Origin of the sequence: Nitrospira sp., assembly GCA_016715825.1 — a bacterium.
Classification (GTDB): domain Bacteria; phylum Nitrospirota; class Nitrospiria; order Nitrospirales; family Nitrospiraceae; genus Nitrospira_D.
In genome coordinates this window covers 490642-516895 of sequence record JADJXO010000002.1, presented here as the reverse complement: position 1 = coordinate 516895, position 26254 = coordinate 490642, and the positions used below count along the sequence as shown (strand labels likewise).

Below are 26254 nucleotides of genomic sequence, written 5' to 3'. Positions count from 1 at the left end.
TCCCATCAAGGATTCGTTGATGGAGCGAAATCGGGCGGCCGTGATAATACCGGAGGCGAGTTATGCGCGTGCTCTATCTCGTTCCGCTAGGAATGCTGTGGGCCATGCCGTCGTGGGCATTTCTTTCAGATATGGATGTACACCAGATGCCTGCTACCCCACCTTCCTTGCCCGCCGCCGGATCGATCGCGACGGATCCCACGTTCGGAACGACCATCCTGCGGGTAACAGATAGCGGTGACAGTTCTTCGAACTGCTTCAACGATTATAGCAACGAGCCACCCTTAAACATCAATAACACGAAGATCCGTGCGATCTGTAAGGTGGGGTACAAGCGGCTCAAGGTCTGGGACTTCAACGCCGCCTTGATGACCCGCTCGAATGGGCGGATTCAGGCCAATCCACCTCCCGGATTGCGAGAGTATGAGGCTCAGTGGTCGCGTACGAGCCCGAACAAATTTTATGCGGTGGCTCTCAAAGCGCTCTATGAAATCACGATTCCAAACGGATCCAGCACGACATGGACGAATACGCTGATCCGTGACTTTGGAGCCGATTTTGTCGGCAGTTATATTACGCAGATGTCCGTGAGCGACAACGACGACGTCTTTGCCTTTCACTACGTCAATAATAACGGGGTGAGCACGGGCTATATGGCCTACAAGCGAAGCACCGATACCATTTTGCTCAACGTCAGCGATGAAGGGTCGATTAACGAAGTCGAGATCGACAAAAGCGGACGCTATCTCGTGTCGTTGAAATCCAATACGACCAAGGATCTGCATGTGTGGGATCTGCAGAGCCTCCCTACCCGTACGACAGTCGAGAGCCTCTTGTGGTTCAGTCATCGCGCGATGGGCAATGGGATAGTCGGCACTAGCTGCAATACCCGGCGCCTGTGCGTGCGGAACCTGGCGACGCCGAACTCGGTAACATTCCTGCTGCCGAGAGATTCATGGTCCTATGCGACCCAGCAAGATCATTTCGCCATGCCGGGCAGCGACGACGCTTGGATGGTTGGGACCCGGTTCCACATCAACGGAGGACCTGTGGTGAATCCATTTGATAATGAGATCGTTTTCATCGCCACGGATGGGTCGAATCGAGTGCGACGGATTGCGCATCATTGGAGCATCGTCATCGACAATAATTACGACGCTCAACCGCGGGCATCGGTGAGCCGTGATGGAAACTTCATTGCGTTTACGAGCAATTGGGGAAAGGCTGGTGGACGTACAGATATGTATGTTGCCCGGATACAGTCCCAAACTACGACTGATCGGACTCCACCACAAAGCCCAAGGGATCTAACAATTTCACACTAGGAGTGACAGGAAGTGCTGCTCCCATTGTGCTTGAGAATAAGACCAGCTCACCCGGCTGTGACCTGTGTTCAGGTCGGCTGTGAGCCGGTGAGTTGCCCGCAAAGCTCTTGAGCGATCAGTTGCCCCGCCAGATGATGTCCAGCGATATTCCAATGTCCCAGACCAAGGCCAGAACTCGGGAAGCCATGTAAAAAGATGCGGTGTTCTTCAGCATACGCTTGAAACAGTGGAGCCAGAGCAAGAACCTCGAATCGATCTTCTCCCAAGGCTCGTATTCGATTCTCGGAATAGAAGAGATCCGATACCCCTAAACGGCGCTCTAATACCCGGCGAGCTTCTCGATCCGGACCTACTTGAGGGCCACTGCTCACTGTGATGGCCATGAATCCTTTGCCTCTGCTTTCCACCTCTGCATGCAACAGCTTGATGAGATCCTCCGTTACTTGCCAAGCCTCTTTCCAGACCGACTCTTGCGGCTCCGCGTATGTTTCCATATCCAGACCAGCTTCTCCTTGCAGCCATGGTGGATCCTCGCCTCGCCGTCCGGATCTGCTGGTTTCATCCGCCACCTGACCAACGAGGTCTGACTGCTCATGGGTCGCACGATTCGGTTGCATTATCCGCCGGAGAGCTTCGATCGTTAATTGGAATATTCTCAACGAGTCACGCACATCGGTGACTGTTCGTCCCAATGACGACGAACGTAGCCGGAATCCGATCCCATTACGAAAAGACGTGTCTTCTACGAGAAGCCCGTTTTTCAGGACAAAATAGGGCCTCCTGCCGTCTTTCTCCAGGGCTCGAGAATTATTGCGAATGTCGTTGCTGGGAGTGATCATTAGAAGGACGATGTCAGGCGCATAGGTCCAGACTCGATGACGAAGCATGATCAATTCTTGTGCCGTACCGTACCCAGAGACCCCAAAATTAATCAGCTCGGGTTCTCGATGACCCATGGCTGCACAGCCCTTGATCTCTCGTTCCGCTACCGCCCAGAACGTGTCCTCGATCGGAACCTGCAACGCTTCGGAATAGGAGTCTCCCAGTACCGCAATTCGTAGCACGTGATCTGGCTTGGGTATGGCATGCTCACGATCACGAAGTCCCGTCGAATTGATTCGGACGAAGGCCTCCCCTTCTCTCTTAAACCATCCTTCAGCTTGTGGACGTAGCGAAACCCCTAGCTCACGATCGAATTGGGAAAAGTTTGGATAGGAAATACCAACCGCTCGTAACCCAAGTTCGACCATCATGAGCCCGAACAGAACGCCCCCGAATATCACGAACAGGATGTGGTTCTTCGACATGATCCAAGATCCGCCGAGGCTCAGGGAGTCATCGCAGGGAAGGCATCCACGTTTTCATAAGATTACCCTGATCTGAATTGCTAATCAGGTCGCCTTGGGTCGCTTGGTCTCTCCGACGGACATGTAGTGATACTGGCGCCGCTACCATCGCGATAAGGAGAAGACTGTGCGCATTATTTAGGAACGTGTGTGTAAAAAAACTAAACCACAATGTGGCACCGCAGAAGATGAGGGCAACTCGTCGGCTTGCGCCCTGATTCCGCCAGATCAAGACCAGCAGGAGCAGCGGCATGAGAATCGCACCAACAAGGCCATGATCGATCATGTGCGACAAAAACTGATTATGTGGTGGTATATCGAGCCCCTTATGTACTGAGCCGGTTCCACCACCAAAGAACGGCCGTTCGGTCACCCGCTCCCAGGCTTCCCGGGCAACAGACTTGCGTGACCAGCCGGATTTATCATCCACCCCGAGTGGATCCATGAACCAGGCGAGTCGTTCCTGCGTGTCCGCATTCAATGTGCCAGCCCTTTCCAGTGCGGTGAGAATCTGATCGGCTTTCGGCAGCAACACAAGGCTGAGGAGAGCGACCGCCACAAGACCTATCCGAACCAAATGCCTTGCGTCTACGCACCGTCCCAGCATCAGCCCTCCTATAGCAATCAGCCACCCGATCAGGCCCGCCCGAGAATAGGTCACAAACACACCAACGCCGGTGAGGAAAATGAACGCCCCGCGATACCAAGAGGGTAGCGCCGTGGTGCCGAGAATCATTCCAAGGACGAGTGCTTCCGCAGACATATTCGCATTCACATACAAGCCGGCAGAGCGTCCAGACACATTGCTGAAGGTGTTGGGAGCAAAGAGTTCAAAGATATTGACCATCACCGCAACATGTACCGCGACTACAAGCGTGAGTCGCGCAATCAGGTGCGCCCTACCATCCATAAAAACCGCGAGGAAGCCAAGAATTTCAAATATGGCCAAGATCCGCCATCGTACTTCCTGCCAGGCCATGTCCGACTGTGCCCCTAACAGGAACCAGACTATCGTGACCCAGAGATACCCAAAACACCACACCACGATCGGGAGCCTGAGAATTTCGGACGTCATCACCTGTCTGACCAGTAGCGGTAGAGATAGGATAAGAAAAGCGAGAACCCAATGCCATGGCACCACGACCTCGTAGGTCCTATGTAGGTATTCATGTAGATTGCTGTAGAAGATCGCAACTGCGCTCACCGCTAAGACGTCGCGGAAGAGAGAGTTTGTCATCACATTACTTTGAACGTTTTGCATTGGCCATCAACAGGAGCATGCTCTTGTGACGTGATGGACTGGCTGGTCGGCAGATGCCACAGTGTCAAGAGCGTCCGCTCAGTCGTATGAACAAGATTCTCTACCGAAAAGTGCTCAACAATGCGTCGGCGAATTTCTGCTGCAACCGGCTGGCGAGCTAAGACTCGGAGTATGGCAGTTTTGAGTGCAGCCGGATCCTTGGGCGGTACCAGGTGCCCTGTATCTCCGATCACCAGACCTGAATCCCCCACATCAGTCGCCACACAGGGGACTCCGCAGGCCATGGCCTCACCAAGCACGTTCGCAAACCCCTCCCCGTACGAGGAGGAATTCACCAGTACGTCAAGTGCGTTGTAGATATGAGGCATCTCCGATTGCCCACCAACCCACATCACGCAGTCGGATAACCCCAGCCTTTGTGCACGGTCTTGGAGCGCAGTTCTGTAGTCGGACCGACCGTCTCCCACACATACAAAACGCACCTGAGTCTTTTCTTGTCGCAATAGCACCGCGGCTTGTAGGAATGTCTCGTGATCTTTCTGCGGATCCAGTCGGCCCACAAGACCAATCACGACTTCGTCCTTTCCTACTCCCCACTGTATCCGCATCCGCTCGCGCGCTTCCACGTTTGGGAAGAACCGGTTGATATCGATGCCGTTTGAAATCACAACAGTTCTGTCGGCCGGATAGCCGTCTGCGATGTGGTCTTGACGGCCGGCATACGAATTCGAAATGATCAGATCTGCAGACTTGGAGAACCAGCAACTCAGGGCATAACTCGCGCCACACAGCCAATCGTAGCGGCTGTAGTCCATGTTGGAACTGCGAATGCTCCAGACAATCTTCATCGAGCGCAGAAACGGTTGCACGAATACGGTCATGAGGTCGACAATATAAGCGTGCAACACGTCCGGCCGTTCTGAGCGCACCGTCCTGATCAGTCGTACGAGAAACCCCACGACATCCCATCGTCCTCGCTTCTCCAGGGAAATGATCCGGACCGAGGCGTCCTTCAGATATGATTCCAGCGGGCCGCCAGGATAGAACACAGCAACAGAGACTTTATGTCCGCGTTGATGAAGTTCACGAGCCAAAATAACCAGCTGCCGTTCCGCTCCGCCGTAGTCTAGAGAACGGACAAGAAAAAGAATGTTCATGTGACGCTTTGGCTCACACATAACGGTCACCATGACGTCGAACCTTCTTCACACATGAGAGGGGCTTGCGACACCAGTCAGTAGATCGTCCCATAACTTCATCACTCTGTTCATACTGAAGCGCTCGACGACCTCCACTGCTCGCTTTCCAAGCCGCTGGCGTTCCTTGTGGTCCGCCATCAACCGGTCCATGGCAACGGCTAAGGCCGCCACATCCTTCGGGGGAACCAGTATGCCATCGATCCCATCGCGGATGATGTCGCGCGGTCCACCGCTGGAACAGTCGGTGCTTACGACCGGAAGCTCACAGGCCATCGCCTCGACCAATGCATTTGGAAACCCTTCATACCGAGACGATAAGACGAAGAGGTCGGCTCCTTTCAGAATGGTGTCAGGCTCCCGAACCTGCCCAATTAAATGGACCCGGTCTCCAATCCCCAAATCAGAGGCCACGGACTCCAACCTGGAACGCTGTGGACCTTCACCGAGAATCACCAACGACCAATCAGCATGCTTCGTGGCACATCGGCTAAACGCCTCAACCAGGAGATCGAATCCCTTTTGCTCAACCAACCGCCCCATGGCGACGATGGCATGAGTGGAAGTGTGGGGTCTCGAAGTTTGCTCGGATTCAATGCCTCTTGGACGAATCGGGTTTGGAATAACGTAGGTGGCCTTTATTCCCGGGAGCTTCAAGACCCAATCGCGTATCGCGTATGATTGCACCACGACCGCATCAGCATGCCGATAGATTGCGGACCGCATGAGACTCCACGCCAAGCCGATACTATATTCACGGGGATCATTGCGCTCGGAGACGACAACGGGAGTGCCAAGGCCAAAACTCGCGATGAGCGTAAGCACATTGGTTGTACCGAGAAAACTGACGATCACGTGAGGGTGTGTCCGACGTAATGCCCGGCGCAGCCGTACGATTCGCCGAACGTTATCACGTATTGCTTGGCCAAGATGTGCCGAGTGAGATAAGACGTCTAACCCCACCCGTGTGACACGAGGATGAAGCTGATACCAATCGTTAGATTGCGCGCTGATGGTGATGACGGTCACGTCATCTCCCCTCTCCGCCCAATAGTTGGCCATAAGGGTCATCACCCGCTCCGCTCCTCCAGCCGTGAATGTCGAAATGACCAGTGTGATGCGCATCGAGGTTGCAGACTTTAGGAGGCACGGTAGGGGGAAACCCCGGCACTCTCCAACCGGAGTTGTCGAAACACCATGATATAGAGAAAACACATCGAGACGAGGTACATCAGACTCGTCGCCAGCGCAATCCCGGCGACACCGAGGAGTTGCATAAAGACGTAGTTTAAAACAATCGAGAGGACCAGGCTGATGGCCGAACTCCACATCAAGATGTGGTTGGCCTTGAGAGACGAGAGCAACCGCACGGCAAGAATACCCAAGGCGAATGGAACGAGCTGCAAGAGCGCGAGGGATTGAACCCATGCCGCCTGGTGGGTATGGACAGCCGTAAACGCCCCACGTTGGAATAAGACCTCAATAAGGGGTTCGGAGAATGTCACCAATACACCCGTCAGCGGAATCGTGATGGCCGCGGTAAGTCGTGCATACGTGAGCAGCGTCTGTCGTATCTCAACCCACTGATGTGCAGCGACCATCTGTGAAAAATACGGCAGTATCGCCGTGCTCGCAGCCATAGACCCTACCCCGAGTAACAGCATGGGCACCTTGTTGCCGTACGACAGAATCGACACACTCCCCGATCCCAACGACGCAGCCATGATTTGTCCGATCACTTCTGTACCGCCGATCAAGGCAGCCCCTGCAAGCATGGGAGCATACTGATGCCAGACCGCTTTCAACGCTGGCGTGACACCGGTCCATCCGGGCCGAAGCCGGAGCCCTTCTCGACCCACCCCCCATCCGAGGAGTGCAGCGTGACATACGGTGCCGGCAACGACGCCAACAGCAAGCGTATGAATATTCACAGGGTGAGAGAATACCAAAAGGGTCAGAATAGTCACACATGCCATGATGGCAGGAGCGATGGCGGCAAGAGCAAATTGCTCGTGCGCATTCAGTATCGCCCCCCAGGTGGTGGCAAGTCCGATGAGAAGGAGACAGGGTAACAAGGTGTTGAATAACGACACCGTCAGCGCAAATTTCTCTTCAGAAAATTCCATGGCCACCATCCGAAGCAAGAACGGGCCTATGGCAAACAAGATGAGTGACGTCACCGATAAGAGCACGACACTGCCGGTCAGAACACTCGCATACAGATCCGTGGCCGACACTATTCCTTCCTGTTTTCGTACCTGAATATAGGTAGGAATGAGCGCCGCATTGAGCGAGCCACTGATCAGATTGATCGCAAATGATGGAATCAGAAACGCCATGAGAAACGCGTCGAGTTCATCGCCGGCCCCAAATTGGTAGGCCACCACCAAATCTTTTCCGGCAGAGGCAATTTTGGCCAGGACAGTGAGGGTACCGACAGTCACCAACGCGCTCAAGATCCGCCGATTGATAGATCGCGCCTTCCACGTATCCCACCATTGAAGACCTACTTGCAGTACGTCATGCATGGTTCACTACCAACGGTCGAACCACGGAAGGGGTGTCCAATTCAACGCGTTCTGAGCGCCAGCCGGCCACATCCTCCGTTATTCGCGTGTAGACTTCCCCCCTCCAGGACTGACAGGATGACTGCCGTGAAGCGGCTTACCAGGGCATGCCGTTCGTTTCGGACTTCTCACCCTTATAGGAGTGGTACGCACTCATGGGGACTGGGACTTTTTGCAGAACAATGCCCAGAATTTTCCCTCCTGCACTCGTCAGCTGGTCGATCGCCGATCGACAGGCTTCACGGGTGGTCTGCCCCGCACTGGCCACCACCAGCACACCATCGACCTGCGAGGCGAGGATCACAGAGTCGGTCACGGGGAGCACCGGGGGAGCATCCAGAATCACATAATACCCTTCCTCTCGACATCGATTCAGGAGCTGTCTCAACTGTTTCGAGTGAAGCAGTTCCGACGGATTTGATGGACGCTCCCCGCGAGGAATAACCGAAAGGTTGTCCAGATCGGTCCGATACATAATCTCCCTCAGCGTGGCTCTTCCAGCCAGAAAACTTGTGAGTCCTTGTGTATCAATACCTTCGCGCTGAATTCCATGAGCGTATCGGTTAGCTGGTTTTCGCAAATCCGCATCGATCAGTACGACACGCGTATTTTCCAGCTGGGCCAGCGCGATCGCGAGATTCACCGAGAGCGTCGTCTTCCCTTCGCCTTCTCCCGCACTGGTGATCAGAACACAGGACGGCAATTCATCGGGTCTCGACAGCAAGACGCTGGTCCTGATAATCCGAACGTGTTCAGCCGCAGCGCCTGAGGATTGGCCTGTGAGGAGGGGGACGCCTTCTCCCGTTTTGGTTTTCGGCAGGAGCGGCATCACACCGAGGAGGGAGACCTTCGGCAGATACCGTCCTAAATCATCGGGTCCTCTCAAGGTCCGGTCCTGGCCTTCCAAGAAAAGAGCCAGTCCAACCCCCGTCATGAGCCCGACGAGAAGTCCCAAGACGATATTTAACTGTTTCTTTGGCTTTACGGGAATGGTGTTCGGAACTGCCGGATCAGCGAGATAGACGTTGGCACTACGCAATCCCGCCGAAAGGTCGGCCTCTTTCGTCTGTTTCAGAAAAATGTCGTAGAGATGCTGTGTGCTTTCGGCCTCTCGTTCGAGGATTCCATAGTCGACTTCATACTGTTCGAGCTTGATTTTCTCTTGCCGATGGCGACTCGCCGCCGCCTTGATCACGCGTACTCGTCCACGTGCCGCATCATATTCCTGTTTCACCGAGTCGAATATCTTTTGCACCTCCTGCTCGATTCGTTCACGAAGATCCTGCATCTCTGCCTTTGTGTGAATGAGCTTGGGGTGAAGCGGACCATACGTTTCTTCCAACTCGGCGACCTGACCTGAGACTCTAATTTCCTGCCCCCTCAACGTTTGAATCAGCGTCGAACTCAGCACTTCGGTCGAAGCATCCAAGCTCGACCAGTCGATCGTGTCGACTCCATCCGGGTCGGTCCGGTTGCGCAACACCGATTCAATTTGTTCCAGACGAGATTTCGCCTCAGCCTGCTTCATTTCGGCTCTGACAAGTTCCGAGTCCAGCTCTGTGTTCGTGTGGGCCCTCGCTGTTTGCTGCTCACGCCCTCCCATCAACCCATGCTTCACACGAAACTGGTACAACGCCTGTTGAGAAGTCTCGGCCTTCTTGCGCAGCTCGTCGAGATGCGTGGTATACCACTCAGCAGCCTTTTCCTTCGAGAGGGCGTTCAACTCCTGAGTGCGTTCAATGTAGGTCGACGCCAGCGTGTTGGCGATACGAGCAGCAAATTCCGGGTCGCCAGAAGTGGCGATCACATGTGCCAGTCGCGCACCTCGAATCGGCACGATTTCAATCGCCTCAGCAAACCGCTTCAACAATCGCTCATCACCTTCTCCTGGAACGTCTTTATCGGCGCTCCCTTCCGGCTCTATCACATTCGTCATAGACGCAGGCAGCCTATCACCCACCATCGACGATAGATCGCCTATCATTGACGATAGGATCGATGGCTTGCGTTGGTATTCCGACTGTTCGGATATATGAAGGAGCTCCGCCGTCCGTTGAAACACATAATGGCTCTTCATCAATTCAAACTGTGTCTGAAAGTATTCTGGGGAAAGATCGCTCTGGCGGTAGTCTCGATCGTATTCAAACCCTCTCGACCCTACTTGCTCGACGACCACGGTTGCTTTTGCCTGGTACAGCGGTAACTGCATGAATGACCAGACTGCCGCAGCCGCTGCACATCCAACCATCATCGCGACAATCAACCAGATACGGCGCCGACAGGCAGCAGCATATTCAGTAAGGACCGTTTCGCGGCTATCGCTGTCGACTGATTGCAGTACGCGACTGCCGTCATCGCGAGTCATGTCACATCCCCATTCAGTGAGGCACAGAAGGATTCAATTGATGGACTAAAAGAGCGTTTGTGCGAACAGCATGACGGTGTTTGCTTGGTAGGTAAACTGAGGCAGAGTCGAGTGTCGGTCCTCAAAAATATATTGGGCGCCGAGCCCCACCCATTTGACCGCTTGGTAATTCACTCCGACTGCAACATTCCGTAAGTCCTCATCTCGGTCAGACCCGCTGGCTGTATCTCGAACACCTTGAAAATTGTCGTGCTCGTATCCGAAGTTGATCGTTGCCGTGATGCGCTCGGTCACCTCATGTTTCGCCGTCAGATTGACACCGGTCGCCGTATAAAATAGCGAGCCGCTCGCAACGGTCTGTTGGACCGACCTGAACAATTGTAACGTGATCTTTAACAGCGGGGTCGCCTGCCAATGAAGCCGTCCCATGGCATAGAGGTTCGAGTACGTATCTTTGTCTCTGAAAAACTGGTTCAGCGGAGGAGGTTGATCGACCTGTGCACGAGTAAATTGCACATACTGATACCCGACTAGAATTTCTCCGGACGTCACCTCACTGACATTCCATGTCCCTCCTCCACTGAAGGTATAGATGACATTGTCCAGATTCTTGTTCTGGTCATACAGCGATTGCTGGGCGCCAACGATAGCCCGCAGAGACAGTTTGTCCGTTACGCTACGGGAGAACATCAAGTCGGCTCTATTCATCAGTCGATCTCGAATAGGGCCCTGGTTGTTATTGAGGTACTGCCAGCGAAACGTCTGCACATGCAGTCCCACGCTGGACTGCGCCCCAACATATTCGGCATGACCCGAAAAACCATCGGCGGTCCATTTGTTCACTCCGAGACGTTGTATATTCACATTGTCCACGGCAGACCCTCTGGGATCATGTCCGAGCCTGTGCTCGCCTTGAAGATCGATTTTGAGGCCGCCGGGGAAGTCGAACTTGACCGCTCCGACGGCAGTCTGATCCTGCACATCATTCGACGACGTGCGTGAATAGTATTGAAGATTGGTCCGATAATCGATGAGGAGGGAGTGCAATCCTCCGAACGGCAGTCGGGCCTGGATACCCGGTGACAACGTGGTCAGAAAGTCGCTGGTTCTATTGCTGTTGGTCCTGAATACATTATCGGTGTACATCTGGGCGACCCCCATGTGGGGGTGCAATCGAAGCGGTCCCACTCGCACCCCATCACTGGGGAGGGCCTGGGACAGGCTTCCTGGGAAGATGGGATAGTATCCCGTCATGGGCCATTGCGGGGTCAAGTAGAGAGATCCGAGGATCGCGGGATTGGCGAATTGCGATAAAAACGTTGTCCCCGATGCTCCGAAAATGGCCCCACTACTGACAGAAGACGTGTTGGGTGTCTCCGATTGCTGCGCCAATGGCATTTCCACTGCTGTCAAGGTTGAGAGGAGACCTATGGTCCAGGCAAATGATTGAATCGTATGAACCCGGAACGATTCCGAATTGTTCAAAGGTTCAATTCTCGTCTTGAGAGGTCTCTGAATCTGTATTCGTGCCGATCGGAAGTGAAGGACATTTGATGCGATTCTGCAGGTGTTCATTCCTGCTTCTTTCAGCTTGATGAGCAACGCCACCCTAGTAGAAAGTACCAACCGCTTCGATACATGGCTGGATACGTCCTTTCTGAACAACGCCGAGATCCGTGATGAGTCCCCGAAATGGCGACATACACCGTAGCAGAGTAAGAGAAAGATTCGCTGGAGTTGATCTGCGCTGAAGACTATCAATTCAAGGTTGCGTAACCGCAGGATGATCATGCCGCTGCGATCGTTGATCGGCGCTCCTCAGCGGCATAAGGTTGCTCCGTAATCCGGTGCGGCCGACAGATTGCGCTTGGCCTCACCCTGTCGACAACTTTTCTCAACCCAGTTCTGATTTCTTCATTAGAGCCCGATTACTTCTCCGCAGCGCACCACGGCCAATACGACGGTCCTGGTTTTCAAAGGGCCATAGCTTCGCCCCGTAAGCCCCATTCCTTTTCCTAAACGAATAGAGCTATTCGACTCTAAGCAATCCAACTTATAAGCATTACCATGTACTAGAGCTCTTTAGTCTCAGTCAAGTGAAAAATGTCCTTCCGCTAGTGCCGAATTCTACATAATGAGGTGATTCATTCGCACGTTGACATTAGCTGCTCGCCCTGCGCTTTTCGAAAGGCAAGTGCTTTCAACTGGTTCTGTTCATGGTTCGACAGACTCACTACGAAGCGTCCGTCATTGCCACGACCCTGTTGATGGTCGGAGGTCACGGTGAACCAGTCCTTGAGATGAACCCGACCGCATACGATGCGCTGATCGGCGACAGGGAGTTAGTCATCGTCCTGGTCTGACACACCTCGTCGAAGAATCCGGTAGGTTGGGCCACGTTGTGGAATGTGCGAGCAGGTAGTTTGGGCGGGAGCTACCATCTCCATACATTCGGTCGTGACCAACCCCTTCGAGTTTTCATGACCTGAAGCGGGGAGTCTCTCACGAAGCCCGATCCGCCATTGCCAATTCGGTTCGGAAACATTATTATCGACACGCGTCGAGGTTGCCTCCTGATAAGGACGACCACGACTCAGATGCGCTGGATTATGTCTGTCCGAGTTTCAACCGAAACATGAGCTTCCTTACCACGCTCCGCCGGAACGAGTTCTTGGCCTCTGCATCGCGCGGACACGATGCAGATCTCACGACTACTTCGCCACCCCCTCGTGTTCCGTTGCAACTGCTCCTCACGACCATTGTCATTTTTGGGCTCGACTGGATCACTCCGCTTGGCTTTGCCGTTTACATGCTCTATGTACCGCTCTGTCTGACCTGTCTCTGGCGGCGAGGATGGCGGTTTGCATTTATCATGGGCGGGCTGTGCTCCGCACTGATCCTCATCGGCTTCGTCGGTTCGCCGTCCGGAGACCTCTTCGTCTTTTCCATCCCGGATCGGTGTATTGCGCTGCTCACCCTCTGGGCAAGCCTGTGGGGCGGGAAACTCTTCGCCCATCGCACCTTTGAGCTGGAACGAATTCAAGCTATCTTGCAGCAAGAGGCTCGGCAACGGGAGCGGGCGGAATCGAAGATACGTGGCCTAGCCGCTATCGTCGAGTCGTCGACTGATCCGATCATGAACATCAAGGATGGCCTGTTGGTCGCGTGGAATCCAGCAGCCGAACGAGTGTTTGGGTACTCGGCTGAAGAAATTCTTGGGCAATCGATCAATCTGCTGGTCCCGGCCCACCGTATCGGGGAAGTCGAGGCGACCGTGGCACAGGCGTTGAACGGGGACCTGATTCAAGACCTTGTCACCGAACGAAAGAAAAAAGATGGGACCCTCGTTCCGGTGTCTCTGACGATCTTTCCGGTCAAGACGATCGAGGGGCAGATCATCGGATGCTCGGCCATTGTCCGAGACATCACGGAGCGGAAGAAGGCGGAGGAAATACTCCGACAGAAGCAGCGTGAATTGGAACGGTACCACGCTCGTTTGCAAGACCTCTCCACTAAACTGCTCAAGGCGCAGGATCAGGAGCGACAACGGATTGCTCGAGAACTCCACGACGATATGACCCAGCGACTGGCCGCCCTGGCGGTCGATGTGGGCTCGCTCGAACAGATGTGCCGTCCCAAAACGGCGTTGCTGCCGCGCCTACGCGCCGTGCAGGAAGCAGCCGGCCAGCTTGCCGACGACGTGCATAGCTTCGCGTACCGACTGCATCCTCCACAGCTCGAACATATAGGCTTGGAGGCTGCAATCCATGACCACATCGATGAGTTCCGTCGACGATCAGGACTCTCGACGCAATTCAAATTGCGAGCTGTTCCGCAGGTCATTCCGATCGATATCGCCACCTGTCTGTACCGCGTCATGCAGGAGTCTTTGCAGAACATCCTCAAACACGCCGAAGCCTCCAAGATTGTGGTGCGATTGCTCGGCACCTGTTCTGGAATCGGCATCTGCATCCAGGACGATGGGAAGGGATTTGCTCAAGAACCAGCTGGAGTGCCAGGCCGTGGGCTGGGGCTACCCAGTTTAGAAGAGCGAGTCCGTCTCTCGAACGGACTATTCCGTATCCAGACAGGTCCTGGATGCGGGACGGAAGTCCACGCCTGGATTCCGCTCGTAGCGACACACTCCACGCGACAACGTAACGAAGAAAAAACGGGCGTCGGTCTCTCTACTCACGGCTAACAATTCTCTTTTTCGTGACCAGGTCAACCACCTTCCTGGCCGCCTCTTTCGCAGAAATTCTGGTCGTATCCAACCTGAGTTCTGGACTCAACGGCGACTCATAGGGGTCTTGTAACCCAGGAACCGTCGACGATTCACCCCGTTGGCCTCGAAGATAGGTCCCTTTGTAGTCTCGCTGCATCGCTAGTTCCAACGGACATTCCACCGCCACCTCGACGAACCTCTGGATAAGGCTTCTGGCAAAATCACGATAGGTTCGTCGGTTGGCTGTTGCATCGAAGATGACGGCGATGCCATGGGAGACCAACTTCGCTCCCATAAATGCCAAGGCACGGTAGAAAAGCTCCCTTTCAGCCTGACTATAGGTCGGATGAGGAGTCAGGACGTGTCGTACCGCATCCGACTCCAAGACGTCTACCCTATAGTCCAATGTTTCGAGTTGGGAGGTGAGTTCACGGGCGATGGTGCTTTTCCCAGACGCAGGCAAGCCAGTGAGCCAGATGGCGAAGGCGTTTGATGTGACGTCAACCCTCATCATCCATCCACCACTAATAAGGCGTCGCCACACATTCGTTCTGTCAGAAGAAAGATGAAGGCTCCCACGCGATGGCGACTACCCTCCACAATACTCATTGACTCGGGTCGGTTCAAAGCGCGGTGAATCAAGCACGTTTTCGATGAAGCGAAAAAGACGGCGCCGGATATCCATCGACAGCTTGGGGTACCAAAGCGGGCTGGCCACCACCAACCCGCGAAACGCGAAGAAGGGCGCTGCCGTCTCCGTGACTTCCTTATCACGGCTGGCCTCTACATAGGTGTCCCAGAATAATCGGAACAGCACCTCGAATGGACCTGTGAGCTTCCCCCAGCTGATGAGAGAGCTGAGCAAGTAATTGATCGTCATTGCAGTGACGTCGTCAGCCGGTTCTCCCCATTCGCCTCGCGACCGATCCAGAACCGCAAAATCCGTCCCCGTCCGGAACAACACATTATACGGATGGAAATCTCCATGAACTTGAGCCAACCGACTCGCCCTATCACGGAGCCGCCATCGCCATCGATTGCAGGCTTCTTCTACGGTTCGCAACAGATCCTCGGTGATAAAACCGCAGCGTTGGGGATAGCTGTCGGTCAAACCCATAATGCATTCACCATGACCGATCAACTCACGCAACCGACGCTTGTACAGATTTCCATCACGCCGCCTCTTCGAGTGGATATGCGCGAGATAGCGCGCCAGCGCGACTACGCGTTGTCGATCCAACGCTTGCAGACTCCCGCCTTTTGCCAGTCGGCGAAGATCCGCATGATAACTCGTTCCCTCCGTCCATTGATTCAGCACAAAGAGTTCACGCGCGTCCGCGAGAGAAAAGAGTCTCTGCTTGGCGTCAAATGCGCCGACATCGAGAGCCTTCACATGACGCGGCAGGCGGCCGTACGAATCATAATCCCACAGTATGGCTTGGGCACGATCCGCCATATGTTCATGGCCGAAGGGGCCGGGCTTCATTGTTTCCAAGACAGCAGACTGAATCCTGGTTCCGACTTTGAACGTCAATTTGACCGGCGTGCCGTATCCATAGCGTTTTTGCTCTCCTTTGGAACTCTCTTTCCCGATGACCCCGTAGGACAACAGCCTCAGCGTCGAGCCGAAGCGAGCTCGTAGATAGCGTTCCAAGGCCGGCTTACTTAACATCGGCATACGGAAAGCCCTCGCAATTCATGTTCCTGAAATCATCTTTCCTAAAGCTAGGGAAAGTTGATACTGACAGACCTACTGTCGCATTCAGCGCCACCCCTCCTAGTTGCACTGGGGGAAAATGCATCAGCTTAAGACTGGTAGCCTCATCGAAGTCGAAATCCCTCAACAATCTCACTTCCAAGAAGGCCGCTCCGCGATTCCCGAGTCGGCATGTCATTTGCGACCTCCGGTTCGTCAGACGCACTCATTGTGATTAGGCTTCCGCCCCCATGGCGACGAAGATGCCGTAGATGACGATGGAAAAGTTCAAAGTCCCCGTCTCAATGCTCGCTCCCATGATCGACCCGGGTCAACTCGGCTTCGAGGATACGGGCGATCTGGAACCGCTCACAGAGATCATTGGTCAAGAACGAGCGGTCGAGGCCCTCGAATTCGGGCTGAACATGAACGGCCCCGGATTCAATCTCTACGTATCGGGGCCCGTCGGCACAGGGAAAGGTACGGTTGTTCGGCAGATGGTCAAGCGTCTGGCCCAGTTGGCGCCTGCTCCGTCCGACTGGTGCTATGTCAATAACTTTCAGGACCCCTCTCGTCCGACCTGTCTCGCCCTTCCAGCCGGACAGGGAGCCTCGTTCAAACGTGAGATGGCGGCGTTCATCGATGGATTACGCCGCGATATTCCCTTGGCATTCGAGAGCAAGAAATATCTCGATGCCAAGGCCAAGTTACGCGACGAGATCGATTCCAAGAAGAAAGCACTCTTCCAGGACTTGACGGAACTCAGTCGAACACGTGGGTTCGGCTTTGAAGAAACCTCCGTGGGCTTTGGGATTGTCCCGCTCAAAGCCGGTAAGCCCATGACGGACGCCGACATGGAAGCGATGACGGACGAGGAACAGCAGGATTTGAATGAACGACGGAAGGCTCTGGAAGGCGAGATCCGCGAGTTCCATGTCCGTATCCATAGTCTTGAGAAAGAAGCCGAACACGAGCTGCGCCACCTGGATCGTCAACTGGTCACGAGTGTCCTGGAAAACCGCTACGAAACTATGTGGCGGACCTATCAGGATATGGGGTTGATCGCTTCGTTCTTGGAGCGAGTTCGGAACGACATCGTGCACCACTATAAGGATTTTATTCCTCGTGAGGGTCCAGCCATTGCCATCCCCGGCTTGGAGTTCAAACGACCGGACCTGTCACGCTTTCTGGTCAACCTTATCGTGCAGCACGATCCAACGGCGGGCGCCCCCGTGATCGACGAATCCCACCCAACCTATACAAACCTTATCGGCAAGATCGAACGTCGGGCTCACATGGGTGTGATGTACACAGACTTTACAGAGATCCGCGCAGGCGCCGTGCTGATGGCGAACGGCGGCTACTTGATCGTGAATGCATTGGATATGCTCCGCCAACCGTTCTCTTGGGATGCATTGAAGCGCGTGATTAAGACAGGGGAGGTGAAAATCGAAGACCCCGGAGAATTCTACGGATTCTCGACGGCCGGTCTGAGGCCGGAACCGATCCCGGTAAATGTGAAAGTGATCGTGGTCGGCCCCCCTATCCTCTACCGCCTTCTGCAAGCCTACGAGGAAGACTTCGGCAAGCTCTTCAAAGTCAAGGCGGACTTTGACACCGAAGTGATCCGAAGTGAGCGGCAGGATCGGCAATATGCCAGGTTCATCGCCAAGCTCTGCCGTGAGGAAGGACTGCCACACTTCGGTGCAGATGCAGCCGCGGAAGTCATCAGGCAAGGGCACCGTTTCGCCGATCGACACGACCGTTTGTCGTTGCGGTTCAGCCAGGTGAGCGATCTCATCCGAGAAGCGGGGTACTGGGCCAGGAAAGAAGGCCACTCCTTTGTCAGCCGAGCAGACGTCGATACCGCCGTCACCCGTAAGCGCCACCGCTCGAATCTGGCGGAACATTGGATCCAGGATGAAATCAGGGAAGGCACACTCATGGTCGATCTCGACGGCGATGTTGTCGGCCAGGTCAATGGCCTCTCGGTCCATCAGCTCGGCGACTATGCATTCGGACGACCCACACGCATCACAGCTCGCACCTATGTCGGCACCAAAGGCGTCATCGATATTCAGCGTGAGGCTGACCTGGCCGGGACAATTCACAGCAAAGGTGTAATGACGCTGGCCGGATATCTTGCCGGCAAATTTGCGGGATCCCATCCATTCGCCATGAGCGCCTCGTTGACGTTTGAACAGACCTATTCCGAAGTAGAAGGCGATAGTGCTGCTGTGGCTGAGCTCGCCGCCGTTCTCTCCAGCCTGGCGGATCTACCGATCCATCAATGGCTGGCGGTTACCGGGTCAATCAATCAGTTGGGCGAGATTCAGCCGATTGGAGGCGTGAACGAAAAGATCGAGGGATTCTTCGAGTCTTGCTCTCGAAAAGGTTTGGCCGGTAAACAAGGCGTGATCATCCCAGCTCGCAATACCAAGCACTTAGCCCTTCGTCGAAAAGTCGTCGAGGCGGTCGAATCAGGGCAATTTGTCGTCTATGCGGTAAACATGATCGAAGAGGCATTGGAACTACTCACCGGGGTCGCAGCTGGCGAGCGTGGTCTTGATGGAACCTACCCATCCGATAGCATCTTTGGCCGTGCCGCTCAACGATTGGACGAGATGGCCCAAGTGGTGGCGGAATGGAGCGAAGGAGAAGGAAAGTCGGGTGGACATATCATCACGGCACCATAAAGCACTCTTCGACTTCCCAGTACTTAGCCGCTCCTTCGGTCCGAGGAGGAGGTGCAGAGCGCCCTCCTCAGATCCTCTCCTACAAGATCTTGTTTCCCTCTCAGCGATGTGACGACTGATCGCGCGCACAGGTTTCTTCGGCCAGCATTCGTTGACCTACCGTAGCATCGTCAGGGATACGCGCTAGACAAGCTTCAAGTGAATCACCTTGTGTGCCGGCTGATGCACGACCACCGCTCTTTGTTCTGGCGGTTCCAACTATGCCTTGACGGAGTTGCTCATTCCCCTGACAACTCTGCTCGGCAACCATCTTCGCGCCGTCTGTCGAGTCACTCGGAATCCCGGCCAGACACGCTTCCAGGGAATCTGAAAGGCTCTCAGAAGATGCTTGAGTAGGCGTCGTCTCACTCGTGGCTGACCTGGCTGAGTCTTCAGATACCGGCTGCATCGCAGTTTTTCCCGCAGTGCATCCAACTGTTCCCAACAGACAGGCAAGGCCGATCACCCACGTTCCAACCTGGATCTTGTTCATACGGGAGCTTCCTCCTTTGATGGAAAATTTGCGCAAGAGATGTCGATGCACTTGTATATAGCGAAGTCTCCTTAAGGGCGCAAGCAACATCGGGTGAAACCCAGTGAAAGCCGCTGAATATCACTGCCCGTCCTGGATGGGAGCTCGAGCCCATTCCTTCATGGTCAGCACCGCGCGACAACAGGCCTTCCCGTTCACCATACGGTCATACGCTGTCGCCGCCTGCTCAAGCGGAAACGGCTCGACATCGATCACTCCCGCCACCTCATGGCCCGTAACGTGCGTGGATATTGGAGTCCCGGACAGATGTGGTTTCTCTATCAATCACTACTAGGATATTTCGATCCGGCCGTCAAACGGTCAGATCGCTACGCGTGACACTCCACCGTCACTTTTGTTTAAGGCGTTTGTCTCTTGTGATAGGCTGAACCAGTTGGTAGGCTTACCTCTATACACAACGGCGCCGAGGACTGTCATGAAGATGCTGCACATTGTCTGTGGGAAGAGATTTGAAGAAGAGATCGTGGCGCTGTTTCACAAAATGGAAATCAAAGGATACACCGTGATTTCAGGTGTGGGAGGCAGCGGGGTGACCGGGACCGTGACTGCCTCCAATGCGTCAACGAACCAGACCACTAATACACTCTTCATGGTCGCACTCGGCTATGAATCTTCTTTTTTGCCGCAGATTGTGGCCGCACTCAAGGAGATTCGTGCCAAACATGTCCAGGGACATGACGACCGTGAAATCCCGCTGAAAGTCTTTCTTCAGCCCTGCGAAATCATTATTTAGCAGAACTCCACCCATTTCTTGTTCCCCCATCCCGCTCCACTTCACCCCCTTCTATACTGACGAGCTGACGATCCGGCCTCTCGATGGTGTTGGATGGTCCTCGTAACAAACCAGGGGATCGGCCGATGATCTGTACTCTCGGGCCATGCGGCATCGAAATGATCCGGTCTTTCTCACCCTCACGACCTAATACCCATTCGAACAGCCGCTTTGCATCGTTCAGCTTCGGGTCCTGTGGAAACCCATACTGCTCTGCTTGCATCGGTTCGTCGTAGAGTCCGATACAACCGTGCGAAGCAGGATAGCCCGGCAAATCTCGTCCGTGAATCCAATATGACACCCCTTTGCGATCGATATAAAACCTGAGCGCGTAGTTCATAGGATAACGGCGGTCTGTTCCCTGAACGGTGTAGAGCTCGGATTGATGCGCGCGATGGGCAGTGAAAAGGCTGAACTCACCGGTCGGTGTTTCATCGTAACTGTTCCCGGAGGCAATCGGTACCGCAAACCGAAGCGCCCCATATTCATAGGCTCCAAGAAATTGTTCGGAAAGATCGATGAGGATGAACTGTTCCTCCGATCCGGCAGGCGGATACGCCAAAGGCAGTGGCGAAAAAGATTGAAGATCCCGGAGGCGCTTAGGGACCTTGATGGACCGCCCAGCCCAAGCATGACGTCGATCGATCCGATTGAACCGTGCAATATCGATCCAGCGGTCGCCGAACAGCTTTTCCAGTGATTCACCCGTTCGAATGGTCCGGCACTCCCACTGCACCATCGCATCACTGGGATACATGATGTCGCAGGGCCCATGGGATATTGCTCTCGGTTCAGAGTGGGAACTGGCCGGAACAAGAACAAAGATGACAAGCAAGATTTTCCATATCGGCCACGACCACGCAGGGGACATCATCAGCGTAGTGTACCTGGGCAAGCCTGCAATGGGAAAGGGCGTGTATGACGCCCTCAAAATCCCCCAGGTTCAAAGGAAGATGTTCCGGCTCAGACTCTGCTCATCTGTGCAGTTTTCGTGCATTCCACTCCCCGATTCCGTAGACGATCAGACCAGGAATAATAAACAGCGCCACACTGAACATGATCCCAAAGGTGGGAAGTCCCTCTGGCCTCGGACTGCTATACATTCCAAGGATGATATTCGCTGCCCCTGTGAGAATCCATATCACGCCGACAATCTTTAATACCCTCACCATGCCCATCGATTGACCTCACGCATGTTTGACTCATCCCTCTCATCTGCCATTCGATGCGCCGCATGTAACATACCAACCAGCACAGGCTGAGTTGAGTGGTCAGGTCGCTGATTCCAAGAAACAATGAATCAACCGATCATCATCGAGATAGGCGCCACGTCATCACGACCAATACTGCGACGCCTTCATATAGCCGAACAGGAGATCTCGCCTGGCAAGAATCCCTACCAGCTTGTTGTTCCGAACCACCGGCACACGGGTCAAATAGCGATCCTGGAACAGGTCGGCCACTTGGACGAGGGTTTGATCTTCCGTCACGGTTACGGGATGGGACGACATCAGTTCCGTGGCGAGAATCTTTCGGAGGTCCCGCCCCTCGAGCATAGCCTGGAGCAAATCATATTCCGTGACGATCCCAACCAACGTTCCCTCCTCGTCTACTACGGGCAAACTCCCGTAGTTTCGGTGCGTCATCAGATGGGCGATGGTCGCGGCGTCGGTGCGCGTTGTGCATCGTGTGACCGCGTCTTCCATCAACTGTCCCGCGGTCAAGGTCTTCGGGTCGCAGGCCTTCATGAAAAACTCGGTTTGTCTCATAAGCTCCTCACGATTCTCGTTTTCCGCCGGTGGCGAGATAGGTTCGCAAGACATCGCGCCTCGCGATGATACCGATCAGCTTATCCTTCTTGTTCACGACAGGGACACGGACTAGATCACTCGCGCGCAGGACATGAACCAACGTTCCGAGCGTCGTTTCAGACCGGACTGAATAGGGGTTAGAAGTCATGAGGTCCTTTGCCGAAACAGCACCCAGCTCGTGACCATCGTCGACGGCCACCAGGAGATCATGTTCGCTGACGATGCCGGCCAGTTTACGCCCGTTCTCCACGACCGGAACGGCCCCGAACCCCTCGATCATAAGCGAAGCAATCACGTCGCCCTTGGTTTTCAGACGAACGAATTGCACTTCTTTTTCCATGACCTGGCTGACCGTCATGGAATCGAAATCTTTCACCTTGACGGACTTCCGCTTCTTCGCCTTTTTCATCGCCCCTCCTTAGTGGAGCGCCAGTTCCTCTTCCAAATTCTGAGACATGCTCAAACTGACGCCAATCACCACAGTGTCCTCACCACCTCTGCTGCAAAATGCCTCAATATCGTGCCGGACAAGAACAGAGGCTTCAATCCTAACCCTTTGTCGGATGTGAGATTCTTCATCCGTCTCTCTCCATCCTACAGGCACATCCAATGCAGGTCTGATACCTGAAACGTTTTCCACACCATCCCATCAAGCTCAGGAAGGGAATCAATCATGCGGATCTTATGTGCCGTCGATGGATCGGAGTATTCACAGTGGGGGATTCAAGCGCTTAAGGCCTTCGCCAGTCGTGAACCTGAACATGTCACGTTGCTGCACGTGGTCGATAAGCCCGCGCTTCGATCGCTGACCGGCAAGAACGTCCTCGGCGAGCGCCGTGCACTGGCCGCCATGGAAAAGGCCGGCAACATTCTTCTTCGAGATGCAGCACGATCGGCCCAAGTCGCCCTTGGTCAAGCAGCCACCGCACCTCGAACACAATTCCGGACTATCCTAGCCCACGGTCCACTGGCGAGCACGGTCGTCAAGCACGCGCGGCGATTGAAGACGGATCTGATCATGATGGGGTCGCGGGGCCTAAGCGACATTCAAGGATTCTTGCTGGGGAGCGTCTCACGGCAAGTCGCATCGACGGCTGCTTGTTCAGTGTTGGTCGTGAAACAACCTATGCCACAACTACTCCATGTTGCGCTTGCAGTCGATGATTCAAAACCATCGCGGGCGGCCGCAAAATTTCTTCGATCACGCATTCTTCCGGAATCCGCCACCGTCACGATTCTGACATCGGTTGAAAGTCCCGTCACGGACTTTGCAGCACGTTACTTGTCTGAGTCACAGCTGGACGATTTGAAGCGACCGGTGATGGAACGAACCACTGCGTTGGTCGATCGCCTGCGCGGTGAGTTCATCAAGGAGGGCTTCTCCGTCGTGACCCAAGTGCAGATGAATCATGTGATCGATACCATCGTGAAGCATGTTGAGGTCAATCATGACCAGCTGCTGGTTATCGGCTCTCGTGATTTGAGCAAGAGCGAGCGTCTCCATCTCGGCAGCGTGTCCGAAAGTCTGCTGAGGCATGCCCCCTGTTCGGTGCTGATCGTACGGGGTGCGCGCGCCTGACTTGAGCGGAACAGCATGACCTCTTCCCATCCCTACGACGACATTCATCGGCTCTCGACGGAGGACGTGCTGAAGCGGCTCGAGACCACCGTCGGAGGCCTCTTGTCCGATGAAGCTCAACGGCGAGTGGTTCATCACGGGGCGAATGTTCTCGTCGAAGCGCATCGCGACTCACTTCTCCGGAGACTTCTCCGTCACTTCACCCATTTCCTGGCCGTGCTGCTGTGGATCGCCGCCGGTCTTTCGTTCGTCGCAGATGGGATGAAGCCGGGTGAAGGGATGGCCACATTGGGGTGGGCCATTGTCTGCGTCATTGTGATCAACGCCGGGTTCGCCTTTGTCCAGGAATACAAGGCCGAACGAGCCCTCCACGCCCTCCGTCGTTTGTTGCCGGATAAGGCCTGGGTGACCAGAGGAGGACAACCCGTCGAAGTGACACGCCGTGAGATCGTGCCAGGCGATGTGTTGATCTTGGAAGAAGGCGAGCGAGTACCAGCCGATGCACGCCTCATCGAAGCAGTGGGAATGCGAGTGGACACCGCCGCCTTAACAGGCGAATCAAGGCCGAAACGGCGAACGTCCGAGGCCATACTGGACGGACACTGGCTTGACCTCCCAAACCTGATCTTTGCCGGCACGACCATTTTGTCGGGCCATGGCCGCGCCGTGGTCTTCGCGACCGGAATGCGATCAGAGTTCGGCAAGATCGCCGCCCTCACCACGATGGTTGAACCCGGGCTTAGCCCTCTTCAGACCGAGATCATCAAAGTCACCCATATCGTTGCCGTCATTTCGCTGGCGATGGGGGCCACATTTTTTCTGGTCGGTTTATGGACCGGACTTGGCTTTTGGATCAGTGCGATCTTCGGCGTTGGGATCATTGTGGCGAACGTCCCCGAGGGACTCCTCCCGACCGTCACGCTCGCCCTCGCCATGAGCAGCCAACGTATGGCGAAACGCAATGCTCTGATCAAGCATCTCCCCTCCGTTGAAACCCTCGGCTGCACGACCGTGATTTGCACGGATAAGACAGGGACGTTGACGGAAAATCGCATGAAGGTGGACCGGTTCTACGCCGACCAGCTCGTTATTGAATCACGCGAAGGTTGCTTCTTTACCGCAGGCCATATGGTCAGTACGACGGATGCCAAGCGGTGGCGGCCATTTTTCGACGCACTGTTGCATTGCCACAACGCCAAACGAATCCGCCGCTCCGACGGCCGATACGCCGTCACCGGCGACCCCACCGAAGTCGCGCTCCTGGAGTTTGCCACCGAGCATGGACTCGCCCATGGAGCCCCACTGCGCCGAATGGGCGAATTGGCCTTTGATGCTGATCGCAAACGCATGAGCACGTTGCACTGGTCGGGTGGCCACCTCATCGCATTCAGCAAAGGCGCTCCTGAGTCAGTATTGGCCCTCTGCACCCACAGCAGAATCCATGACGACACCGAGCCGATGACGTCCGACGAGCGCGCACGCGTACTGAACCAGAGCCGTCTCTTCGCCGAACAAGCCTATCGGGTGCTCGCCTTCGCCATGCGCGAAGTAGGCCATCAGCCTGAGCACATTGAAGTCGACACGATCGAAAACGATCTGACGTTTCTTGGTTTAGTCGCCATGATGGACCCACCACACCGAGAAGTACCCGAGGCCATCACGAAATGCCGAGGAGCCGGTGTTCGTGTCGTCATGGTCACCGGCGACCATCCGCTTACGGCCCTGGCCGTTGCGCGAAAAATCGGTCTTGTGCCTAAAGGAGTGCCGTCTTCGTCGAGCAACTTCGTTCCGGTGATCGAAGGATCACAGCTCGACCGAATGAGCGACGAGCAGCTCCGTCATCTCTTGACCCCGTCTCGGCCCGACGAGCCGGACCCGGTCTTCGCCCGCATGGCTCCACGCCACAAGATGCGGATCGTGTCCACGCTCAAAGAGATGGGGGAAGTGGTCGCGGTCACCGGCGACGGGGTTAATGACGCGCCCGCGCTCAAGAAGGCCGACATCGGCATCGCCATGGGGATTACCGGCACCGATGTCGCCAAGGAAACCGCCGACATGATTCTACTGGATGACAACTTTGCGACGATCGTGAGCGCGATCGAAGAAGGACGCACAGTCTACGACAATATTCGGAAATTTTCTTCGTACATTCTCGCCAGCAACGTCCCGGAAATTGTCCCTTTCCTTGGTTATGGTTTCATCGGGATACCGCTGGCCCTGACGATTCCCCAACTACTGGCTGTCGACCTCGGAACCGACATGATCCCCGCCCTGGGTCTCGGGACAGAACGGCCCCAATCCGATGTGATGAACCTTCCTCCACGATCACGACATGAACGGCTACTGAGCTTCCCACTCCTGTTTCGAGCCTATCTCTTCCTCGGGCTCATTGAGGCAGGGGTGGCAATGGGAGGATTCTTCCTTTACCTTTACGGTCAGGGCTGGGCGTGGGGAGAGCAACTGGACTGGTCTTCCACATTATATAAGGAGGCAACAACCGTGACCCTAGCCTCGATAGTGCTCGCGCAGGTCGCAAACGTGTTCGCTTGCCGATCGGACCATCTTTCAGCGGCCAGGCTGGGATGGTTCAGCAACCCACTTATCCTCTGTGGAATCCTCACGGAGCTGACGATCGTTGCACTCATCACCTATACACCGATCGGAAACCAGATCTTTGGAGCCAGCCCTTTGCCTCTTTGGATTTATGTTCCACTCGTTCTGGGCTCGCTGATACTTCTAGCTGCTGAAGAGTTCCGCAAAGCTCTGGCTAATCGACTGCGGCAGAGCCGCGAACCGCAGACCACACAACCGGTAGGTGGATGA

Annotated in this window: 21 protein-coding genes; 7 read left to right on the top strand and 14 right to left on the bottom strand. The window is 54.9% G+C overall.

Annotated features, from left to right (window positions below):
• Positions 1–62 precede the first annotated feature (62 nt).
• Positions 63–1325, top strand: a complete 1263-nt coding sequence (locus IPM58_08505; protein ID MBK9307114.1) for a hypothetical protein — start codon at positions 63–65, stop codon at positions 1323–1325.
• Between the two features lie 68 nt (positions 1326–1393).
• On the opposite strand, the gene IPM58_08500 is transcribed toward IPM58_08505, so the two are convergent.
• The 7 genes from IPM58_08500 to IPM58_08470 form a co-directional block, all read right to left on the bottom strand.
• Entirely contained in the window at positions 1394–2632 is a 1239-nt protein-coding gene (locus IPM58_08500) for an SGNH/GDSL hydrolase family protein (GenBank protein MBK9307113.1), read from the bottom strand.
• Between the two features lie 28 nt (positions 2633–2660).
• Positions 2661–3746 carry an O-antigen ligase family protein gene (locus IPM58_08495; GenBank protein MBK9307112.1) on the bottom strand — a complete coding sequence of 362 codons (1086 nt, stop codon included), beginning with the start codon at positions 3744–3746 and terminating at the stop codon, positions 2661–2663.
• A 161-nt stretch (positions 3747–3907) separates the two neighbouring features.
• Positions 3908–5089, bottom strand: a complete 1182-nt coding sequence (locus IPM58_08490; protein ID MBK9307111.1) for a glycosyltransferase — start codon at positions 5087–5089, stop codon at positions 3908–3910.
• Positions 5090–5137: 48 nt separating this feature from the next.
• The gene (locus IPM58_08485; GenBank protein ID MBK9307110.1) at positions 5138–6253 is read right to left on the bottom strand and encodes a glycosyltransferase family 4 protein; all 1116 of its coding nucleotides are present in this window, start codon (positions 6251–6253) and stop codon (positions 5138–5140) included.
• Positions 6254–6267: 14 nt separating this feature from the next.
• Positions 6268–7656 (bottom strand): polysaccharide biosynthesis C-terminal domain-containing protein, encoded by a 1389-nt coding sequence (locus tag IPM58_08480; GenBank protein MBK9307109.1) that lies wholly within the window; start codon positions 7654–7656, stop codon positions 6268–6270.
• Positions 7657–7792: 136 nt separating this feature from the next.
• On the bottom strand, positions 7793–10060 hold the full coding sequence (locus tag IPM58_08475; GenBank protein ID MBK9307108.1) for a polysaccharide biosynthesis tyrosine autokinase: 2268 nt from the start codon (positions 10058–10060) through the stop codon (positions 7793–7795).
• Positions 10061–10105: 45 nt separating this feature from the next.
• A complete protein-coding gene (locus IPM58_08470) occupies positions 10106–11458 on the bottom strand; it encodes an outer membrane beta-barrel protein (protein MBK9307107.1) in 1353 nt (450 codons plus the stop codon).
• A gap of 818 nt (positions 11459–12276) precedes the next feature.
• On the opposite strand from IPM58_08470, the gene IPM58_08465 reads away from it, so the two are divergent.
• Together IPM58_08465 and IPM58_08460 are read left to right on the top strand one after the other, a co-directional pair.
• Positions 12277–12423: a hypothetical protein gene (locus IPM58_08465; GenBank protein ID MBK9307106.1), complete on the top strand. Its 147-nt coding sequence runs from the start codon at positions 12277–12279 to the stop codon at positions 12421–12423.
• A gap of 272 nt (positions 12424–12695) precedes the next feature.
• Positions 12696–14261, top strand: a complete 1566-nt coding sequence (locus IPM58_08460) for a PAS domain S-box protein (protein MBK9307105.1) — start codon at positions 12696–12698, stop codon at positions 14259–14261.
• On the opposite strand, the gene IPM58_08455 is transcribed toward IPM58_08460, so the two are convergent.
• Positions 14248–14796, bottom strand: coding sequence for an adenylyl-sulfate kinase (locus tag IPM58_08455; GenBank protein MBK9307104.1), 549 nt, complete (start codon positions 14794–14796; stop codon positions 14248–14250). The genes IPM58_08460 and IPM58_08455 overlap by 14 nt on opposite strands.
• Before the next feature lie 78 nt (positions 14797–14874).
• The gene (locus tag IPM58_08450) at positions 14875–15963 is read right to left on the bottom strand and encodes a phosphotransferase (protein ID MBK9307103.1); all 1089 of its coding nucleotides are present in this window, start codon (positions 15961–15963) and stop codon (positions 14875–14877) included.
• Between the two features lie 290 nt (positions 15964–16253).
• On the opposite strand from IPM58_08450, the gene IPM58_08445 reads away from it, so the two are divergent.
• Positions 16254–18677: an AAA family ATPase gene (locus tag IPM58_08445; GenBank protein MBK9307102.1), complete on the top strand. Its 2424-nt coding sequence runs from the start codon at positions 16254–16256 to the stop codon at positions 18675–18677.
• Positions 18678–18777: 100 nt separating this feature from the next.
• Here the strand turns inward: IPM58_08445 and IPM58_08440 are convergent, their stop codons facing one another.
• Positions 18778–19209 (bottom strand): hypothetical protein, encoded by a 432-nt coding sequence (locus tag IPM58_08440; GenBank protein ID MBK9307101.1) that lies wholly within the window; start codon positions 19207–19209, stop codon positions 18778–18780.
• 475 nt (positions 19210–19684) lie between these two features.
• Here IPM58_08440 and IPM58_08435 point away from each other — a divergent pair, with 475 nt between their 5' ends.
• The gene (locus tag IPM58_08435; GenBank protein ID MBK9307100.1) at positions 19685–20002 is read left to right on the top strand and encodes a hypothetical protein; all 318 of its coding nucleotides are present in this window, start codon (positions 19685–19687) and stop codon (positions 20000–20002) included.
• Here the strand turns inward: IPM58_08435 and IPM58_08430 are convergent.
• The 4 genes from IPM58_08430 to IPM58_08415 form a co-directional block, all read right to left on the bottom strand.
• Complete coding sequence (locus IPM58_08430) at positions 19995–20798, bottom strand: L,D-transpeptidase (GenBank protein ID MBK9307099.1); 804 nt, start codon at positions 20796–20798, stop codon at positions 19995–19997. The genes IPM58_08435 and IPM58_08430 overlap by 8 nt on opposite strands.
• Before the next feature lie 217 nt (positions 20799–21015).
• The gene (locus tag IPM58_08425) at positions 21016–21219 is read right to left on the bottom strand and encodes a hypothetical protein (protein MBK9307098.1); all 204 of its coding nucleotides are present in this window, start codon (positions 21217–21219) and stop codon (positions 21016–21018) included.
• Positions 21220–21375: 156 nt separating this feature from the next.
• A complete protein-coding gene (locus IPM58_08420) occupies positions 21376–21810 on the bottom strand; it encodes a CBS domain-containing protein (protein MBK9307097.1) in 435 nt (144 codons plus the stop codon).
• A 7-nt stretch (positions 21811–21817) separates the two neighbouring features.
• Complete coding sequence (locus tag IPM58_08415) at positions 21818–22261, bottom strand: CBS domain-containing protein (protein ID MBK9307096.1); 444 nt, start codon at positions 22259–22261, stop codon at positions 21818–21820.
• Between the two features lie 264 nt (positions 22262–22525).
• Here IPM58_08415 and IPM58_08410 point away from each other — a divergent pair, with 264 nt between their 5' ends.
• Both IPM58_08410 and IPM58_08405 read left to right on the top strand, forming a co-directional pair.
• Positions 22526–23431 carry a universal stress protein gene (locus IPM58_08410; GenBank protein MBK9307095.1) on the top strand — a complete coding sequence of 302 codons (906 nt, stop codon included), beginning with the start codon at positions 22526–22528 and terminating at the stop codon, positions 23429–23431.
• Positions 23432–23446: 15 nt separating this feature from the next.
• Positions 23447–26254 (top strand): cation-transporting P-type ATPase, encoded by a 2808-nt coding sequence (locus tag IPM58_08405; protein ID MBK9307094.1) that lies wholly within the window; start codon positions 23447–23449, stop codon positions 26252–26254.

Excerpts from the sequence above, each read along its gene's own strand:
- IPM58_08505 (MBK9307114.1), top strand. The coding sequence starts at position 63 with ATGCGCGTGCTCTATCTCGTTCCGCTAGGAATGCTGTGGGCCATGCCG.
- IPM58_08500 (MBK9307113.1), bottom strand. The coding sequence starts at position 2,632 with ATGTCGAAGAACCACATCCTGTTCGTGATATTCGGGGGCGTTCTGTTC.
- IPM58_08495 (MBK9307112.1), bottom strand. The coding sequence starts at position 3,746 with ATGACGTCCGAAATTCTCAGGCTCCCGATCGTGGTGTGGTGTTTTGGG.
- IPM58_08490 (MBK9307111.1), bottom strand. The coding sequence starts at position 5,089 with ATGAACATTCTTTTTCTTGTCCGTTCTCTAGACTACGGCGGAGCGGAA.
- IPM58_08485 (MBK9307110.1), bottom strand. The coding sequence starts at position 6,253 with ATGCGCATCACACTGGTCATTTCGACATTCACGGCTGGAGGAGCGGAG.
- IPM58_08480 (MBK9307109.1), bottom strand. The coding sequence starts at position 7,656 with ATGCATGACGTACTGCAAGTAGGTCTTCAATGGTGGGATACGTGGAAG.
- IPM58_08475 (MBK9307108.1), bottom strand. The coding sequence starts at position 10,060 with ATGACTCGCGATGACGGCAGTCGCGTACTGCAATCAGTCGACAGCGAT.
- IPM58_08470 (MBK9307107.1), bottom strand. The coding sequence starts at position 11,458 with ATGCCATTGGCGCAGCAATCGGAGACACCCAACACGTCTTCTGTCAGT.
- IPM58_08465 (MBK9307106.1), top strand. The coding sequence starts at position 12,277 with ATGGTTCGACAGACTCACTACGAAGCGTCCGTCATTGCCACGACCCTG.
- IPM58_08460 (MBK9307105.1), top strand. The coding sequence starts at position 12,696 with ATGAGCTTCCTTACCACGCTCCGCCGGAACGAGTTCTTGGCCTCTGCA.
- IPM58_08455 (MBK9307104.1), bottom strand. The coding sequence starts at position 14,796 with ATGAGGGTTGACGTCACATCAAACGCCTTCGCCATCTGGCTCACTGGC.
- IPM58_08450 (MBK9307103.1), bottom strand. The coding sequence starts at position 15,963 with ATGCCGATGTTAAGTAAGCCGGCCTTGGAACGCTATCTACGAGCTCGC.
- IPM58_08445 (MBK9307102.1), top strand. The coding sequence starts at position 16,254 with ATGACGATGGAAAAGTTCAAAGTCCCCGTCTCAATGCTCGCTCCCATG.
- IPM58_08440 (MBK9307101.1), bottom strand. The coding sequence starts at position 19,209 with ATGAACAAGATCCAGGTTGGAACGTGGGTGATCGGCCTTGCCTGTCTG.
- IPM58_08435 (MBK9307100.1), top strand. The coding sequence starts at position 19,685 with ATGAAGATGCTGCACATTGTCTGTGGGAAGAGATTTGAAGAAGAGATC.
- IPM58_08430 (MBK9307099.1), bottom strand. The coding sequence starts at position 20,798 with ATGTATCCCAGTGATGCGATGGTGCAGTGGGAGTGCCGGACCATTCGA.
- IPM58_08425 (MBK9307098.1), bottom strand. The coding sequence starts at position 21,219 with ATGGGCATGGTGAGGGTATTAAAGATTGTCGGCGTGATATGGATTCTC.
- IPM58_08420 (MBK9307097.1), bottom strand. The coding sequence starts at position 21,810 with ATGAGACAAACCGAGTTTTTCATGAAGGCCTGCGACCCGAAGACCTTG.
- IPM58_08415 (MBK9307096.1), bottom strand. The coding sequence starts at position 22,261 with ATGAAAAAGGCGAAGAAGCGGAAGTCCGTCAAGGTGAAAGATTTCGAT.
- IPM58_08410 (MBK9307095.1), top strand. The coding sequence starts at position 22,526 with ATGCGGATCTTATGTGCCGTCGATGGATCGGAGTATTCACAGTGGGGG.
- IPM58_08405 (MBK9307094.1), top strand. The coding sequence starts at position 23,447 with ATGACCTCTTCCCATCCCTACGACGACATTCATCGGCTCTCGACGGAG.